Source organism: Rhizobium leguminosarum, assembly GCF_010668065.1.
GTDB lineage: Bacteria > Pseudomonadota > Alphaproteobacteria > Rhizobiales > Rhizobiaceae > Rhizobium > Rhizobium leguminosarum_S.
On the sequence record NZ_WUEN01000004.1, the window covers coordinates 542,912 to 558,483 of the forward strand.

16 protein-coding genes and 1 tRNA gene are annotated in these 15,572 nt (G+C 61.6%); 6 read left to right on the forward strand and 11 right to left on the reverse strand.

Annotated elements, in window-relative coordinates; translation table 11 throughout:
* Positions 1-326: 326 nt before the first annotated feature.
* Positions 327-635 carry a hypothetical protein gene (locus tag GR198_RS14810; protein WP_003541169.1) on the forward strand — a complete coding sequence of 103 codons (309 nt, stop codon included), beginning with the start codon at positions 327-329 and terminating at the stop codon, positions 633-635.
* Positions 636-876: 241 nt separating this feature from the next.
* On the opposite strand, the gene GR198_RS14815 is transcribed toward GR198_RS14810, so the two are convergent.
* Entirely contained in the window at positions 877-1,179 is a 303-nt protein-coding gene (locus tag GR198_RS14815; RefSeq protein ID WP_029870368.1) for a hypothetical protein, read from the reverse strand.
* A gap of 247 nt (positions 1,180-1,426) precedes the next feature.
* Between GR198_RS14815 and GR198_RS14820 the strand changes: the two genes are divergently transcribed.
* Positions 1,427-1,741 (forward strand): hypothetical protein, encoded by a 315-nt coding sequence (locus tag GR198_RS14820; protein WP_246711100.1) that lies wholly within the window; start codon positions 1,427-1,429, stop codon positions 1,739-1,741.
* 38 nt (positions 1,742-1,779) lie between these two features.
* Here the strand turns inward: GR198_RS14820 and GR198_RS14825 are convergent, their stop codons facing one another.
* The 5 genes from GR198_RS14825 to GR198_RS14845 all read right to left on the reverse strand — a co-directional run bounded on the left by GR198_RS14825 (position 1,780) and on the right by GR198_RS14845 (position 5,593).
* Entirely contained in the window at positions 1,780-2,148 is a 369-nt protein-coding gene (locus tag GR198_RS14825) for a hypothetical protein (protein ID WP_155248885.1), read from the reverse strand.
* A gap of 83 nt (positions 2,149-2,231) precedes the next feature.
* Positions 2,232-2,307 (reverse strand) — tRNA-Lys (locus GR198_RS14830).
* A 329-nt stretch (positions 2,308-2,636) separates the two neighbouring features.
* Positions 2,637-3,548: a PhzF family phenazine biosynthesis protein gene (locus GR198_RS14835; protein WP_029870365.1), complete on the reverse strand. Its 912-nt coding sequence runs from the start codon at positions 3,546-3,548 to the stop codon at positions 2,637-2,639.
* A gap of 165 nt (positions 3,549-3,713) precedes the next feature.
* Positions 3,714-4,487, reverse strand: a complete 774-nt coding sequence (locus GR198_RS14840) for a DNA mismatch repair protein MutT (RefSeq protein ID WP_029870363.1) — start codon at positions 4,485-4,487, stop codon at positions 3,714-3,716.
* Complete coding sequence (locus GR198_RS14845; protein WP_164069161.1) at positions 4,484-5,593, reverse strand: endonuclease/exonuclease/phosphatase family protein; 1,110 nt, start codon at positions 5,591-5,593, stop codon at positions 4,484-4,486. The genes GR198_RS14840 and GR198_RS14845 overlap by 4 nt, the downstream gene beginning before the upstream one ends.
* A gap of 197 nt (positions 5,594-5,790) precedes the next feature.
* Here GR198_RS14845 and GR198_RS14850 point away from each other — a divergent pair, with 197 nt between their 5' ends.
* A complete protein-coding gene (locus GR198_RS14850; RefSeq protein ID WP_164069162.1) occupies positions 5,791-6,153 on the forward strand; it encodes a DUF4189 domain-containing protein in 363 nt (120 codons plus the stop codon).
* A gap of 20 nt (positions 6,154-6,173) precedes the next feature.
* Here the strand turns inward: GR198_RS14850 and GR198_RS14855 are convergent, their stop codons facing one another.
* The 4 genes from GR198_RS14855 to GR198_RS14870 all read right to left on the reverse strand — a co-directional run bounded on the left by GR198_RS14855 (position 6,174) and on the right by GR198_RS14870 (position 10,941).
* Entirely contained in the window at positions 6,174-7,226 is a 1,053-nt protein-coding gene (locus tag GR198_RS14855) for an ABC transporter ATP-binding protein (protein ID WP_029870359.1), read from the reverse strand.
* A complete protein-coding gene (locus GR198_RS14860; RefSeq protein ID WP_029870358.1) occupies positions 7,214-8,908 on the reverse strand; it encodes an ABC transporter permease in 1,695 nt (564 codons plus the stop codon). Before GR198_RS14860 ends, GR198_RS14855 begins: the two co-directional genes overlap by 13 nt.
* Before the next feature lie 7 nt (positions 8,909-8,915).
* Positions 8,916-9,893 (reverse strand): ABC transporter substrate-binding protein, encoded by a 978-nt coding sequence (locus tag GR198_RS14865; RefSeq protein ID WP_164046603.1) that lies wholly within the window; start codon positions 9,891-9,893, stop codon positions 8,916-8,918.
* Between the two features lie 280 nt (positions 9,894-10,173).
* Complete coding sequence (locus GR198_RS14870; RefSeq protein WP_011652698.1) at positions 10,174-10,941, reverse strand: alpha/beta fold hydrolase; 768 nt, start codon at positions 10,939-10,941, stop codon at positions 10,174-10,176.
* Positions 10,942-11,172: 231 nt separating this feature from the next.
* On the opposite strand from GR198_RS14870, the gene GR198_RS14875 reads away from it, so the two are divergent.
* The 3 genes from GR198_RS14875 to GR198_RS14885 all read left to right on the forward strand — a co-directional run bounded on the left by GR198_RS14875 (position 11,173) and on the right by GR198_RS14885 (position 14,168).
* Complete coding sequence (locus GR198_RS14875; protein WP_029870356.1) at positions 11,173-11,640, forward strand: MarR family winged helix-turn-helix transcriptional regulator; 468 nt, start codon at positions 11,173-11,175, stop codon at positions 11,638-11,640.
* Positions 11,641-11,864: 224 nt separating this feature from the next.
* The gene (locus tag GR198_RS14880; RefSeq protein ID WP_029870355.1) at positions 11,865-12,923 is read left to right on the forward strand and encodes an aldo/keto reductase; all 1,059 of its coding nucleotides are present in this window, start codon (positions 11,865-11,867) and stop codon (positions 12,921-12,923) included.
* 201 nt (positions 12,924-13,124) lie between these two features.
* A complete protein-coding gene (locus GR198_RS14885) occupies positions 13,125-14,168 on the forward strand; it encodes a DUF2278 family protein (RefSeq protein ID WP_029870354.1) in 1,044 nt (347 codons plus the stop codon).
* 40 nt (positions 14,169-14,208) lie between these two features.
* Here the strand turns inward: GR198_RS14885 and GR198_RS14890 are convergent, their stop codons facing one another.
* Positions 14,209-15,429: an aminotransferase-like domain-containing protein gene (locus tag GR198_RS14890; protein ID WP_029870353.1), complete on the reverse strand. Its 1,221-nt coding sequence runs from the start codon at positions 15,427-15,429 to the stop codon at positions 14,209-14,211.
* Positions 15,430-15,572 lie beyond the last annotated feature (143 nt).

Genomic DNA, 15,572 nt, shown 5'->3' on the forward strand with positions numbered 1-15,572 from the left:
CCTCGTGGGGTGATCGCGACCCCATGCAGAAATCATTCGCAAACAGACCCCGTGGTGTCAAGCGCATTGCGCCATGGCGGCTTGCCGTCCGCACCGGCGGCCTGCCACCCACCACCGCATCCGATCAGCCGGCAGCTCTACCGCTGGGTCCCTGCCGGTCGCCCGCAAGCAGATGAGGAGTGAGCGGCAAAGCCCGCGAATGCACGGAGCGCCAGTAAAGCGAGAAAAGTGACTACGAAAACCCAATCAGCACAAGCGCTTCGGCCCAGAACGGAACAAAATGCCCACTTCGGCATTATTCTGTCACCGAAAGAGGAGAAAGTACCATGACGTACGACCCCAATAATGCCAACGACCCGAACCGCCCGCTGAACCCTAATCTGGATCTGCGCACCACGCCGAGCGCGCGCAGCAGTAATACGTGGGTTGTCTGGGTCGCTGCATTGGCCGTGATCGCTGTCGCTGCATTCGCCTATTCGCAGTGGAGCACCCCCGGCACATCCCCGGACACGACAGCCTCCACGACCCAATCAGAGCCGGCGCCGGCCAAGCCGATCGCTCCGACCGACAACAGCGCAACGCCTGCACCGGCACCCGCACCGGCCACTCCGCCGGCTGCCCCTGCACAGCAGTAATCGCTGCTCGGTCAGAAGAAGCCGGCCCAGTGCCGGCTTCCTCTCGGCTGCGAGTTCTTGAAGATTTTTAAGCAAACCCTATTTAAGGGATACTAAATCTGTCTCTGGCGGCTGACCACGGAGGTACTGGCAGCCGTTATCGAGACCGATCGAGGAAGGTCGGTGCGAGTTTCGCCCGGCCTTTTTTCTTGACCTCGTCATCCATGCGGAACAGGCTACTGGCAACGCCTGGATCGGAATATTATTTGGGAATCCTGTTATAGAAGGACTGCGGATCGTACACGCACTCGTAGTCGAGTAGGCAAAGCTTGCCATTGGCATCCCGCACCCTTGCGGTGTCGTACTTGTCGCCGAGATTGCACCTGGCCGGCGGATAACGGAAGCTGCGGCCGCCAAAGCCCATACGCACAAAAACCGCCTTATCCTTGCGAATGATCTGCGCAAGCTCTTCGCAACTGTGATCCCTGGCATTGACCTCCACCGCCTCGGCGGCAAGAGCGACGGACGGAAACAACAGTGCGACGGCCAGAACAACGCTTTTCATGGAAACTCCTGAATGTGAGAGAGCGAAGGTAGGGCATCGCACCGCATGCCGCCAGTGCAGGAACGGCCGGAATCATACACAGAGCATAGCCCTGCCTTTTTACCTCTCGGCACACTTTAGAAATCAGCCTCGCACGAGCTCTTTGAAGGCAGCAAGGCCCAGGTGGCGGAACACGCCTGCGCTACTGCCCCGGCGAGGGCATCACGACATCCCGATCCATTAAGATGTTTTGTCTACGCTGCCGGCCATGAAACCGACGTTTGGACGCAGACACCTTGCATTGCCAAAGCCGCAGCGGACAAGGGCCGTTCCAGCGCAGAAGGTCGATGCGTCGCCCGCCAGGAGCTTCAATTGGCCGAAAACCAGGCGTTACGCCAAAAACGCGACCTTGGCCCTCTTGATCGTCACAAAGATTGCGGTTGCGACTATTTACGTCCTTAGCCTAAACGCCTCGCATTCCTTCCAGGAATACGCACCGCCCATCGCAGTGATGGCGGCACTGTCGTTTTTCATCGTCGCAGCTCTCGGGCTCGCCGGGATGAAACTGAGCGGCAGCGATTGAGGGACACACAAAGAACGATTTTCGGAAAGCGCGATGCGCTAGGGAAAGTTATAGGGCGACGCGGGGTCGAAGACGCAGGAATAATCAAGGATGCACTGCTTTCCCTCTGCATCGCGCAAACTGGTCGTGGTGCGCTTATCGCCCATGCTGCATTGGGCGGGTGGATAACGGAAACTGCGGCCGCCGAAACCGACGCGGACAAAGACCTTTTTGTTCTGGCGGATAATCTGCGTAAGCTCGCCGCAGCTATGCTCGCTCGCTTTGACGTTCATGGTGCCTGCGGCAAAGGCAGGCAACGGCAGAGACAATGCGACGGCAAAAATAACGCTTCTCATAGACCCCTCCCGATACGCGAGAGGGAGATAGGGCGCACGGACCGACGCGGCCAGTCCCGCGGACAGCGTCAACCATGCCGCTCGCTGCGAGAACGGTTTCCGGCAGGCCGGAAAATCCGGCCTGAATTCGAATATATCAATCTTTTCAAGAAATTTGGTGGGTGATGTAGGGCTCGAACCTACGACCCGCTGATTAAGAGTCAGCTGCTCTACCAACTGAGCTAATCACCCGTTCGCGCTTGGCTGCGCGGTGTGACGGGGCGTATAAACAGGATCGGCAGCCTTGTCCAGCGCATAGCCGAAATTTCTTTGTTAATCGCGAAGATTTTTCGGTTTGGCTGAAATGCAGCGCATAACCCCGAAAATCGGAATCGATTTTCGGAAAGGATTATGCGCAGATTCAAAGTGATAGAGCGTCCTTAGCGCATCCTGTTGGACGCGCGGCGCTCTAATGCATGTCGCCTAAAAGTGCGCAGCGGTTTTGGGATAACGACTTGCATAAAACAAAGACTTAAAGCGCGTCGCATGAATCCGGATTGACGCGACGCGCTTTAATCAAATCAAAGGTCGAGCGTGCCGCTGGCCAGCCGCACTGCCTGACCGCCGATCCGCGCGTTGGAGATCGCCCCGCCGTCGACATCGATATGCAGGTGGATGAAGGACGGCCGGCCCATCTCGACCCCCTGCTCGATCATGATCGGATGATGCCCATCGGTCAGCCGGTCGAAATGGTGGATCGCGCCGGAGAGTGCGGCTGCCGCCGAACCGGTAGCCGGGTCTTCGACGATGCCCATGCCGCTTGCGAACATGCGCGCATGGAACTTCGCCACGTGGTTGACGCCGCCGCGGCAGTAGACATAGGCCGAGGCGAGCGCGCCATCAACGAAGGGCACGATCTTTTCCCAGAGTTGCGGATCGAATTCCAGCCGCTGCGCGGCTCCGACATCGTGCACCGGAATGAGCAGGAAGGGAACGCCGGCGCTCCAGACCGACGGAACGTGATTTTCGAAGCCGATCTCGGTCACCTTCAGCGATAGCGCATCGGCGATGCCGAGCTTGTCGAGCGGCATTGTGGCCGGCTGCGATTTGCGCGGCAGGTCGAATTCGGCAAAGCTCGCCTCCCCCTCTCTCAGCCGCACCGCGCAGCGCACCGGCCCGACATTTTCCTCGAGCACCGAGACGAGATCGCGCGTCGCAGCACCATGCGCCCGTTCTGCCAGCGCTACCGCCGTGCCGACCGTCGGATGGCCGGCAAAGGGCAGTTCGCGCCCCGGCGTGAATATCCTCAGCCGTGCCGCATAGGCGGGATTGGTCGAAGGCTGCACGAAGACCGTCTCGGAGAGATTGATCTCCCGGGTGATCGCCTGCATCGCCTCGTCGCTGAGATCGTCTCCGTCGAAGATCACCGCCAGCGGATTGCCCGCAAGCTTTCGATCGGTGAACACGTCATAGACGCTGTAGCTTCGCGCCACATCGGCCTCCTTGAATCGTCATCGCGCCGCCAACCTGCCCGACCATGCGAGCGAGTGCAAGGCGCTAAAACGCGTCACGTCAACCGGATTCACACGACGCGCTTTCGATCGTTACGTGATGCGTGTCGTTATCCCGAAACGCTACATGGCTTTGGGCGGCATAGATCAACTCCGCTCGGCCTGACCGAAATACCAGTCGATCACAGGCAACATGGCGATGTTATAGGCATGGGCGGAGGGATCGGCCGAGCGGATCGCCACCGCGCCCGCGATCTCCTGATCCTCGGCGACGAGCATATGCCGCTCGATCCGCTCGATCATCTCATCCGCCGTCATGTCGAAGCGGAATAGCCGCAGCAGCGTCACCGTGCGCTTGTTATGGGTGGCGAACAGCTCCTCGCCGGCGACGGATTCGGCAAGATCGAGCCCGGTCTCCTCATGGACTTCGCGGCGCATGTTCGCCTCGATGTCGCAGCGCCCCTCGACGATATCCTCCGGCTCAAGCGAGCCAGCGGCGAAATAGACCTGTCCGGGATTGGCGGTATGGGCGCCCATGCGGATCGCCACCAGTGCGCCGTCGGAGGTCTCGAGCACCGGATAGGCGAAGATGTGAATGCCGCCCTGGCGCCGCGGCTGCCGGCGCCACCACATGAAGGCCGAAAAGGGAATGACGTGGCCCTCGCCGGCAATCCCGTCTTCACCGAGCGATACCAACCGCTGGAACACCATGCGCCCGTCGAACAGCGCCGGATTGGCAGCAGTCTCCCTGACCCAGTTCTCCCGGATCGCCGCTTCTTCGGCGGCGACGAGGGGATGGGGATCGGGCAGAATGCGCAGATCCACGCCGGCAATCGGGAAGACCGTCGCCTCCGGCGGCCAGCCGGCGAAATCATCGGAAATATTGATGTTGGTGAAATTCGCGTTCAAATTTGCATTCATGGGAGATCCAGTGTCATGACGATGGGGCAGTGATCGGACGCCTTCGGCCTGTCCCAGCCGGTGCGCGGATAACGATCCACCTCCTGCCCCGGCGGGAAGATGGTGCGGTAGGGCTGGCCGCTGCGGATGATTTCGGGCAGGCTGCCGGCATTATGGGCGGCAAGTGTTGGCGAAAGCCAGAGATAGTCGAGTTGGCACAGCCACTGTTCCTGTGGCCCGCGCGCGTGATAGAGTGTCCAGCGGTCGAGGAGGTCGCGGCGGCGCACGACATTTTCGGCAAAGCCGTCGCTACTGAAAACGTCGAGCGCGCTTTCGGTCTCGTTCTGATGTTCGAAGCGATAGCCGGTACCCCGGCGGCCGATGACATCGACACGCTCCTGATAATCGTTCATGTCTCCGCAGATGGCGAAGCTCTTCGTGCCGGCTTGCTCCGCACCGAAGCGATCCTCGATGATGCGGCGCACGGCGCGCGCCTCGGCGCGGCGGATCGGCATGGTCGATTGCCGCCCGTCCAACCCGTCGCGCGGATTGCCCATCGACTTGAAATGCACGACGTAGAGCGAAAATGGCCGGCCGCCGATCAGAAGGTCGAGCTCCAGGCAGTCGCGCTTGAAGATCTTGTCTTCGATGCGGTTGGTGAGCGCCAGCTCCTCATTGAAGAGATCGAGATCGCGATAGGTCGTCATCGCATGGCTTCTGATGTCCCGGAGCTCGATCTTCTGGCCGTCGCGCGTTTCCTCGCGCATCAGCACGGCAACATCGATGCCGCGGCTGTCATTGCCCTCGACCAGGTATTTCTGCCGGTAGCCGTTACCGACCATGCGGAAGAGATAGCCGTATTCGAAGGCCTGAAGGGCAGCCATGTTGTCGATTTCCTGCAGGCAGAGGATATCGGCGTCAGCGTCGGCGATCGCGAGGGCCGACATCTGCCGCGTGTCGTCGGTCGCGGCAATCACCCGCGCCTGCTCGAGCTGCTGGTACACACCCTCGCTCGACACCTGGAAAAGCTTGATGACCCGGTCCTGGCGCAGTTGGTTGCGGAAGCCGGTGAAATCGAAACGGGTGAGAAGATTTTCGACATTGAAGGTGGCGAGGCGAAGCGACATGGGAAGGATCCGGTTGCGGGCAGTACCTTATCCGGCAATAGCCGCGGGAAAAGATGGCAGGGTCAAGAAATATGCGAATAATCACTCCTCTTGGAGCCCCAGAGGCGATTGCCTGTGACTTAGGCGGCAGACATTCCGCCGCAAGCCTCGGATAGTTCTTAGCAGAGGACAATCGCCGTTCCGGCGTGGGGCATTTCATGAAGCGGGTTCTTGCATCGTTTGCGGTTCTGACGTCCCTCGCCGGCGCGGCCCTTGCCGACACCTACGGCGCCATCGCCTACTCGCCGTCGACCAGCGCCATCGGCTGGTCCCATGCTTATGACAATCGCGGCGACGCCGAAACCGCTGCCCGGCGCAACTGCGACAGCAGCGCCAACGATTGTCGCATCGCTATCTGTTTCCGAAACGGCTGTGGCGCAGTGGCCGTCGGCCATCGCAGCGGCTGGGGCTCCGGCTGGGGTTATGATGGCCGCGAGGCCCAGCGCCAGGCGATACGCAGCTGCAGAAAGCAAACCGGCAGCTGCCGCGTCATCCGCTGGCAGTGTTCCGGCAGCGAATGATACTGGCTGGGCGCGGCGTCTCAAAGCCGCCACGCCGCGCGCACCGATAGCCTGAGGCTCTCACCCGTCCGGACGGGAAAGCGGGAATAGGCCCGCAGCACCTGACTGTCGGCGAGGATCAGCTTCAGCGCATAACGCTCGCCCTCGAAGAGAACGGACTCGACCGTCGCCGCGACCCCCGCGCCGGCGGTATTTTCACCGGAGACCGTGACATCTTCCGGCCGAACGAGGACATTCACCCTGTCGCCACTGGTAGTTCCGGGAGCATCACCGGCAAACATCGGCTCCAGCGCCTGCCAGTCGAGCGCCCTGTTGTCACCAGCGGCACGCGGCAGCGTCACGATCGCGCCCCGCCCGATGAGCCCGCCGACGATGCGCCCTTCAGGCCGCGCGTAGATCTCGGCGGGCGCCGCCACCTGCAGCAGCCGCCCTTCCGACATGACGGCGACGTCGGTCGCGAGCGCCATCGCCTCGCTCTGGTCGTGGGTGACGTAGATCATCGTCGCGCCCGAGCGCTGGTGGAACTCGCGAAAAGTCTCTTCCATCTCCTGTTTCAGGTGCCGGTCGAGATTGGCAAGCGGCTCGTCGAGCAGCACCACGTCGGGCGATGTCACCAGGCAGCGGGCAAGCGCCACGCGCTGGCGCTGGCCGCCGGAAAGATCGGCCGGGCGTCGTTCGGCGTAGTCGGCGAGCCGGACGGTGCCGAGCGCGTCGCGCACCTTCGCCCGGTAGGCCTCGCCCGAGATGCCGCGCACTTTGAGAGGATAGCCGACATTGTCGGCAACACTCATATGCGGCCAAAGCGCGTAGGACTGAAAGACCATCGCCATGTTGCGCTTTTCCGGCGGCAGCGACTGCGCCGCGTCGGCAAGCAATCTCTCGCCGAGATGGATCGAGCCGTCGCTTGGCGTCTCGAAACCGGCGATCATCCGCAGCACTGTCGTCTTGCCGCAACCGGAAGGCCCGAGCAACGCCAGGAAGCCGCCCTCGCGCACATCGAGCGAAAAACCGCTGACGGCGGCGCGCCCGGTGCCGAAATCCTTGCCGAGCTGGTTGAGGATCAACCTCGCCATGGGACCACTCCTTTCGGCAGTCGTTTCGCCAGAAGTTCGAGCAGCAGCATCAGCACAACAACCATGAGGACGACGAGCACCGAGAGCGCCGAAGCAAGGTCCGAGCTGCCGCTGTCGTCAAGATTGTAGATGGCGACGCCGAGCGTCTGGGTGCCGGCAGACCAGAGCAGCGCCGAGATCGTCAGCTCGTTGCAGGCAATCAGAAAGACAAGAATAACGGAGGCGCCGGCGGCCGGCGCAATCAGTGGCACGATGATATCGGCAAGCCGGCGGAAGAAGCCGGCGCCGGAAAGCCGTGCGGCCTCCTCCAGCGCCGGATCGAGCTGGTGGAAGGCGCTGACCACGGGTTTCAGGCTGACGGCGAAGAACGAGGAGAAATAGGCGATCAGGATGATCCAGATCGTGCCGTAGAGCGAGAGGTGGAGGATCGGGATCGGTGCTGCGAACACCAGGATGAAGCAGACCGCCATGACGATGCCGGGCAGCGAATAGGGTATCTCGATCAGGCTGGAGACGATGCGGGAAGCCGCATCCTTGCGCCGCGTCAGCGCGTAGGCCGCAAGCACTGTCACCACAAGGAGACCAAGCGCGGTCGCGCCGGCGAGCGACAGCGAGTTGATAAAGGCGGTGCGCGTCACCGCCTGCCGGAACAGGATCTCCTCAAAGGCATGCAGCGACATCGTCTGGAAAGTGAGCGGCACGCCATAGGCCGGCACCAGCGCGCCGGCGACAAGCGCGAAGAAGGGTGCTGCCAGCATGAAGAACAGGATCGCCCAGACGAGCGGTGTGAAGGCCAGGCGCCAGGCGCCGAGTTCGAAGGCCGCACTCGCCCCGGATAGCCCGATGACGCGGTAGTCGCGGCCGCGCAACGCCCGGTCCTGGATCATCAGCCCGACGACCGAGATGATGGCGATGATCGCCGAGAGCACGGCGATATCGCCGAAGGTGCGGCTGGTGAAGGCGGAGAACTTGGTGAAGATCAACGTTGGCAGCGTGAAGATCGAGGCCGGAATGCCGAGAATGGCGGGAATGCCGAAATTGCCAGTGCAGGAGACGAAGGAGATCGCCGCACCCGCGATGATGCCGGGCAACGACAGCGGCAGGATGATATCGCGGAACACCCGCAAGCTGGAGGCGCCGGAAAGCCGTGCGGCTTCGACCCCGTCGCGCGGCAGCGTCATCAGCCCGGCTCGGAGCGCCAGGTAGACCAGCGGAGCATGCTGCACGCCATAGAGCAGCGCGATGCCACCCACCGAATAGAGCGGCTGCGGCGAACCGAGTGGCGGGGCGATGTGCAGTGCCTTCAACAGCGGGCTGGAGGGGCCGGACATCTGCACCCAGGCAAGCGCCGTCACCTGCGGCGGGATCATCATCGGCAGCACGAAGAAGAAGCTGAGCGGCCCCTTGGCGCGGATATCGGTCAGCGTCAGCAGGAAGGCAAAGAGGCAGCCTATGACGAGCGAGATCACCGTGCCCAGAATGGCGGTGACGACGGTGTAATAGGTCGCCGACCAGAGCGACGCCTCGCTCAAAACCGTCATCACGCCGCCATTGGCGAAGGCCGCTATCCCGACCATGGCAAGGCGGGCGAGCGGCAGCACGCTGAGGATCAGGACGATGATGACGACAAAAGGAAACAGCCAGGCGGGCTGGCTGTTTCCGGTTTTGATGTATCCGTGCATGAAAGGATCAGTTCGAGCCGTAGATGCCCGAGAAGGTCTTGAGATCCTGATCGGAATTCTTCAATGCTTCGGCCGCCTTGATCGGCAGGACCTTGATGGTGTCGCGCGCCGGAAAGCCTTCCGGCAGCTTCATACCGTTGCGGGCCGGGATGTAGCCGAGCTTCAGGAAGCCTTCCTGGCCCTTTTCGGAGAGCACGTAATCGACGAACTTCTTAGCGGCATCGGCATTCTTAGTGCTGGCGAGGATGCCGACCGGCTCGGTGACGGCCGAAACGCCTTCACTCGGGAAGACGAATTCGACGGGAGCGCCCTTGGCCTTCTCACGGATCGGCAGGTAATCGACAACCATGCCATAAGCCTTTTCGCCCGAGGCGACGGACTTCAGCACCGCGCCGTTGCCGCCGGCAGCAATCGCGCCATTTTCCGCAAGCGACTTGTAAAAGTCCCAGCCGAGTCCCGGAACGGCGGCAAGCGTCTGGGCGTGGATGAGGGCCGCACCCGAGGCAAGTGGGCTCGGCATGGTGACGAGGCCCTTGGCTTCCGGCTTGGTCAGGTCCTTCCAGCTCGCAGGCTTCATCGCTGCCGAGGTATTGTACATGATGCCGGTGGTGATCAGCTTGGTGGAATAGTAATAGCCGTCGGCGTCATAAAGGGCGGCGTCGTATTGGGCGGCTTCCGGCGACTTGTAGGCCAAGAGCTTGCCGTCTTCCTTGAGGCGCTCCAGCGTCACCACGTCGGCGATGAGGAGAATGTCGGCAACCGGGTTGCCGGCCTGGATCTCGGCCTGGAGTTTGGCCATGATCTTCGGCGTGCCGTCGCGTACCCAGTCGACCTTGATATCGGGATTGGCGGCCATGAAGCCATCGACCGTCGCCTGCGCGTCCTCGTTCGGCTGGCTGGTGTAGAGAACGAGGTTTGCGGCCGAAGCCGGAATGGCAAAGAGGCTCGCGGCGACAAGTGCTGCGGCGGAGACGATCGTTTTCATGGGAGGGGTCCTCGATTTCGATACCCCTCCCTTATTAGGGGTCGTTGACAGAGATGTGACAGCGCGCGGCGGTTGGTCCACGCCCTGCACCACAGCTTTCCCATCGACCAGTCGTGACCTCACGCTCGCCTCGGTCAGTTCACTGAGGATCAACTGAAGCAGATGGCTGATCAGCAGGCCCCGCCGATACGTCGCGCAGGCAGAGCCGGTCATGCCCGCGGACAAAACCTCCACGGCGGCCGGCCACGGCGCTCACGCGCCGTGGCCCTCGGATCGAGTACTATTTTGCTGCCTCTTCGATCAGTTCAGCCACCTTCTCGGGATGCGACACCATCACGACGTGGGAGGCGCCATCGACCACCACGGTCCGCTTGGAGCCTGCCCGCTCGGCCATGAAGCCAAGCGCTGCGGCCGGGATGTTCTTGTCGCCGGTGCCGTAGACAAACCATGACGGCAGCTTCTTCCAGGCGGGCTCACCGGATTTTTCGGTCAGGGCAGCCTCGGTGACCGGACGTTGGGCAGCCGCCATCAGGGCCGCCTGTTCCGCCGGCACGTCGCTGGCGAACTGATCATGGAACTTGGCCTGGTCGATATAGAGATCGACACCGCCGGCGCTGAGCTTTACCGGGGCCGCAAGCGCTCCGCTCAGCGTACCGCCCGGAAACTTGCCGGCGAGATCTGCGACCGATTCTCCGGCATCCGGCGCGAAGGCCGCGACATAGACCAGCGACCTGACGTTGTCGTGGCCGTTGGCCGCGGTCGAAATGACCTGGCCGCCGTAGGAGTGACCGACAAGGACCACAGGGCCGGCGATGCTGCCAACCACGTCGGAGACATAGGCAGCGTCGTTAGAAACGCTGCGCAGCGGATTGGCGGCTGCTACGACAGAAAAGCCGTCCTTGCGCAGGATTTCGACGACGCCGTTCCAGCTGGATGAATCGGCAAAGGCGCCATGGACGAGGACAACGGTCGGCTTGGCCGGCTGAGCAACGGCAGCACCGGAAAGAAGAGCGCCCGCCAGGGCGACGGCAGCAGCAAACTTGAACATTGGTCATTTCCTTTCGTCGGTTGAGTTTCAAAGAAGCCGAATGGGGAGCCACAAGGGAATTCACCTGCTTGCGCATCCGTTGACGCAGCAAACCTCCGCAGCTTTCCGTATTCGGTATATAATTTGTCAGCGATTTATTTGCACACGATCTAATTAGGTCTTCTCGTTTGCCGAGTCAATAGCTTGCAAATAGATCGCGCACAAATTATATTGAGATCAAAGGAGAGCGTGATGAAAGACACCACATCAAATGATCTCGCTGACGTGCCCAGGATCGATGAAATGCTTTGCTTTTCGATCTATTCGGCAAGCCACGCCTTTAACCAGCTTTACCGTCCCCTGCTCGACGAGCTGGAACTCACCTATCCGCAATTCCTGGTCATGACCACTTTGTGGGCGCGCGACGACCGCACGGTGAAGGATCTCGGCGAGACACTTTTTCTCGACTCCAGCACCCTCACTCCGCTGCTGAAGCGGCTGGAAAATGTTGGCCTCGTCACCCGCAACCGAAATCCCGCCGATGAGCGCCAGGTGCTCTTGCGCCTGACGGAGAAGGGACTGGCCCTCAAGAGCCGTGCCTCTTATGTGTGCGACTGCATCGGCAAGGCTGTCGGTCTCGACGCCAAGGCTGTCAGCAAGATTCGGGACACAATCGCTTCGCTTCGCGACAATATTCACAAGGACAAGCACGAGAGCTGACGTGGCCTCCACCACGTCGACGCTGCGCCAAGACAAATTCCGTCGACAAGCCGATGACATATTGTACGATCTGCCGCTCGGCTCGTGATCGGCCATAGCCGCCGCGTGGCCGGAAGATACCGGCGCTCAGAATCTTGCCTAAGCCTCACGCAGCCGTGAACGCGCAGCCATTGCTATCTCGGAGCGTTGAGGTACGTCAGTCTTGTTTAAAGGGAGGAGTTTCAATGGAATATCGTTTGCTCGGCCGTTCCGGCCTGAAGATTTCGACTTTGACCATGGGCACGATGACCTTCGGCGGCGTCGGCTGGGCGAAGACCGTCGGCGACCTCGGCGTTTCCGAGGCGCGCAAGATGATCGATATGTGCATCGATGCCGGCATCAACCTGATCGACACCGCCAATGCCTATTCCGACGGCGAATGCGAAAACATCATCGGCGATGTGCTCTCCGGCAAGCGGCCGCAGGGGGTGCTGCTCGCTACCAAGGCGCGTTTTCGCATGGGTGATGGCCCGAACGACCAGGGTCTGTCGCGCTACCACCTGATCCGCGAATGCGAGGCGAGCCTCAAGCGCCTGAAGACCGATGTCATCGACCTTTACCAGGTGCATGAATGGGATGGCCAGACGCCGCTTGAAGAGACGATGGAAGCCCTCGACACCCTGATCAGGCAGGGCAAGGTGCGTTATGTCGGCTGCTCGAATTATTCCGGCTGGCACATCATGAAGGCGCTTGGGCTCGCCAACGAGCACAGGTACCAGCGCTTCGTCAGCCAGCAGATCCACTATACGCTGGAAGCCCGCGACGCCGAATACGAGTTGCTGCCGATCTCGATCGACCAGGGTCTCGGCGTGCTGGTCTGGAGCCCGCTGGCCGGCGGCCTGCTCTCAGGCAAGCATCGCCGCAACCAGGCAGCGCCCGAAGGTACGCGCCAGTTCGCGGGCTGGACAGAACCGCCGATCCGCGACGAGAACCGCCTCTGGAATATCGTCGAAACGCTGGTCGCGATCGGTGAGGAACGCGGCGTTTCCGCCGCACAGGTGGCGCTCGCCTGGTTGATCGGCCGCAAGGCGGTGACCTCGGTCATCATCGGCGGCCGCACCGAAGCCCAGTTCCGCGACAACATCGCCGCCGCCGAACTGAAACTCACGGACGACGAACGCAAGCGCCTCGACGCGGTCAGCCTGCCGCCGGTGATCTATCCCTACTGGCACCAGCTGAACACGGTTAGCGACAGGCTTGGTGAAGCCGATCTCGAGCTTTTCGGCCCGCATCTGGAGCAATAGGCGATAGCGGATCAAGCATTGCACGGCGAAAGACAAAGCATGTCGCGCAAAAGTGTACAGCGGTTTTGCGACCACGACATGCTCAAATCAAAGACCTAAAGTGTGGCAGGCGAATCTGAAAGATCGCGTCATACTTTAGCCGTCACAAAAGATGCACTTTCGCCGTGTTACCGTAAGATCCCGCCCCCCCCGAGGTTCTCCATGCTGAAGAATTACAAGGTCCTGAAGGGTACGGCGAGCACACTCGCCCTCGACGACGACAACGATCCCCATATCGAAATCCGCATCGAGGCGAACGGCGTCAGCTATCGCATCGCGCTCAACGTCCGCTCGAAGGAATCGCCGCACGACCTGCTCTACGCCAATATCGTCGATTTCAAGCACCCGGCGCTGACGGAGGCGCTCGAAGCCCTGCCGATGGGCCTGACCGATATCCGCAAGGACCGTCCGGAGCTTGCGATCGACTATGTCCGCGGCGGGCTGATCGAGCGCGAGGACATGAATGTCGCGCCCTTCCAGCTATCCGGCCCGAAGAACGACCTGCGCGATTTCATCGAGCCGATCGTCCAGGAAGGCATTGCCGATTCCGACGTGCATTTCTACGCCTTCGGCGAGGCCTGGGGGCCAGAGAACAACAAGCCGGACCAATATTTCGACTTCGAACCGGGCAACGGCATCCACGACATCCACATGAACCAGGGCGACGGCGGCAGCTTCAAGGCTACCAACGGGCCGAACCAGGACGGTGCCCTTCTCGTCCATTTCAACGATACCGACGAATGGGCGGCGATCTTCCTCTGCTTCCAGTCGCAGAACTGGAACACCGATGCGGCGACCGGCCATCCCGTTTCCGACAGCCGTGGCGGCCAGGGCCGCGGCGAAGGCACACGCCGGCCGCAGCCGATCGTCGCCTCGTCGCTACGCATCGTCGCCGCGCTGATCAACCCGGTCAACGGCGAAGGCGGCACCGAGGCCGAAACGGTGACGATCATCAACCGCTCCGACATGGAGGCATCGCTCGAAGGCTGGAAGCTGGAGGACGAAAACGGCAGGACCCAGACGCTGTCGGGATCGCTTAGCGCAGGCGAGCTGCGCACCATAGCGCTCGATGCCGCAGCCGGCGGCCCGCAGCTTGCCAACCGGGGCGGCGACATCATCCTGCGCAATGCCGACGGCGCCGTTGCCGATCGGGTCGGCTACGGCAAGAGCGAGACGGCGAACGAAGGCTGGACGACGATCTTCTGATCGGCGCCCTGCCGTTGATCCGTCAGCAGGGCGGCTGGAATCAGCTGCCGATCTCGGCCGAGATCAGCGCGCTCAAGCGGCCGATGCCATCTTCGATCATCTGCTCGTTGGCGCAGGAGAAGCTGAGGCGGATGGTGTTGACGCCGGAACCGTCGGCGAAGAAAGCCTTGCCGGGTACGAAGGCGACTTTGGCGGTTTCGAGCGATTTCGCCAGGAGCTTGGCGCCGTCCATGCCCTCCGGCAGCGTGATCCAGATGAACATGCCGCCTTCCGGCTTCGTCCAGCTGGTGCCTTCAGGCATGTATTTATCGAGGGCTGTCAGCATGCAGTCGCGACGTTGGCTGTAGGCGGCCTTGATCTTGGCGACCTGCGCGTCGAAGCCGCGCTCGGCGACATCTGATATCGCCATCTGGTTGATCGTCGAAGAATGCAGGTCGGCCGCCTGCTTCATCAGCACCAGCTTGCGGATGACGGGCGCATTGGCGACGATGAAGCCGACGCGAAGGCCGGGCGCCAGCGTCTTCGAGAAGCTGCCGCAATAGATCGTGCGCGTATCGTCGATATGGCCCTTCTCGGCGATTTCGAGCGCCAGGATCGGCGGGATCGGATCGCCGTCGTAACGCAGCGACTGGTAGGCCGCATCCTCGATGACGGCAATGTCGAGATCTTCCGCCAGCGCCAGGACCTTCTTGCGGCCATCGAGATCGACGGTCTCGCCGGTCGGATTGGAGAAGTCGGTGGAGAGATAGGCGAACTTCACCTTGCCGCCGGCAGCGGAAGCAGCCGCGCGGTAGGACTCGGGCGTCCGGTTGCCGTTCGGCGTCAGCTGGTCGTAGGCCGGTTCATAGGCATTGAAGGCCTGCAGCGCGCCGAGATAGGTCGGCCACGTCACGAGCGCGGTGTCATCAGGCGACAGGAAGAGCTTGCCGAGATAATCGAGGCCCTGCTGCGAACCGGACACGATGAAAACGTTATCGAGTTCGCAGGGGATGTCGAGAGCCGCCATCTGCCCGACCAGCCATTCGCGCAGCGGCTTGTAGCCTTCGCTGACCGAATATTGCAGCGCCGAATTGACGGCGGCGCCGTCAAAGATATCGGCATAGGCCTGCTTGAATTCCTGATCGGGAAAGAGCGTCGGATCCGGAATGCCGCCAGCAAAGGAGATGATGTCGGGCCGGTCGAGAAGCTTCAGGAGCTCGCGGATCTCGGATGCGCGCATGCGCGACGAGCGCGACGCAAACATGGTGTCCCAGTTCAGCATGGGGTTTCCTCGTATTTTTCTATTCCCCCAGCAGACCATGTCGGAGAATTTATGTCAATAATACTGACCTATTTTCTTGTCCCTGTGACAAGAAAGCGATTATTCCTCTGATCGATACCCAAACCGCCTGATTCAGGCCTTTC

Excerpts from the sequence above, each read along its gene's own strand:
- GR198_RS14810 (WP_003541169.1), top strand. The coding sequence starts at position 327 with ATGACGTACGACCCCAATAATGCCAACGACCCGAACCGCCCGCTGAAC.
- GR198_RS14815 (WP_029870368.1), bottom strand. The coding sequence starts at position 1,179 with ATGAAAAGCGTTGTTCTGGCCGTCGCACTGTTGTTTCCGTCCGTCGCT.
- GR198_RS14820 (WP_246711100.1), top strand. The coding sequence starts at position 1,427 with ATGAAACCGACGTTTGGACGCAGACACCTTGCATTGCCAAAGCCGCAG.
- GR198_RS14840 (WP_029870363.1), bottom strand. The coding sequence starts at position 4,487 with ATGAATGCAAATTTGAACGCGAATTTCACCAACATCAATATTTCCGAT.
- GR198_RS14845 (WP_164069161.1), bottom strand. The coding sequence starts at position 5,593 with ATGTCGCTTCGCCTCGCCACCTTCAATGTCGAAAATCTTCTCACCCGT.
- GR198_RS14850 (WP_164069162.1), top strand. The coding sequence starts at position 5,791 with ATGAAGCGGGTTCTTGCATCGTTTGCGGTTCTGACGTCCCTCGCCGGC.
- GR198_RS14855 (WP_029870359.1), bottom strand. The coding sequence starts at position 7,226 with ATGGCGAGGTTGATCCTCAACCAGCTCGGCAAGGATTTCGGCACCGGG.
- GR198_RS14860 (WP_029870358.1), bottom strand. The coding sequence starts at position 8,908 with ATGCACGGATACATCAAAACCGGAAACAGCCAGCCCGCCTGGCTGTTT.
- GR198_RS14865 (WP_164046603.1), bottom strand. The coding sequence starts at position 9,893 with ATGAAAACGATCGTCTCCGCCGCAGCACTTGTCGCCGCGAGCCTCTTT.
- GR198_RS14870 (WP_011652698.1), bottom strand. The coding sequence starts at position 10,941 with ATGTTCAAGTTTGCTGCTGCCGTCGCCCTGGCGGGCGCTCTTCTTTCC.
- GR198_RS14875 (WP_029870356.1), top strand. The coding sequence starts at position 11,173 with ATGAAAGACACCACATCAAATGATCTCGCTGACGTGCCCAGGATCGAT.
- GR198_RS14880 (WP_029870355.1), top strand. The coding sequence starts at position 11,865 with ATGGAATATCGTTTGCTCGGCCGTTCCGGCCTGAAGATTTCGACTTTG.
- GR198_RS14885 (WP_029870354.1), top strand. The coding sequence starts at position 13,125 with ATGCTGAAGAATTACAAGGTCCTGAAGGGTACGGCGAGCACACTCGCC.
- GR198_RS14890 (WP_029870353.1), bottom strand. The coding sequence starts at position 15,429 with ATGCTGAACTGGGACACCATGTTTGCGTCGCGCTCGTCGCGCATGCGC.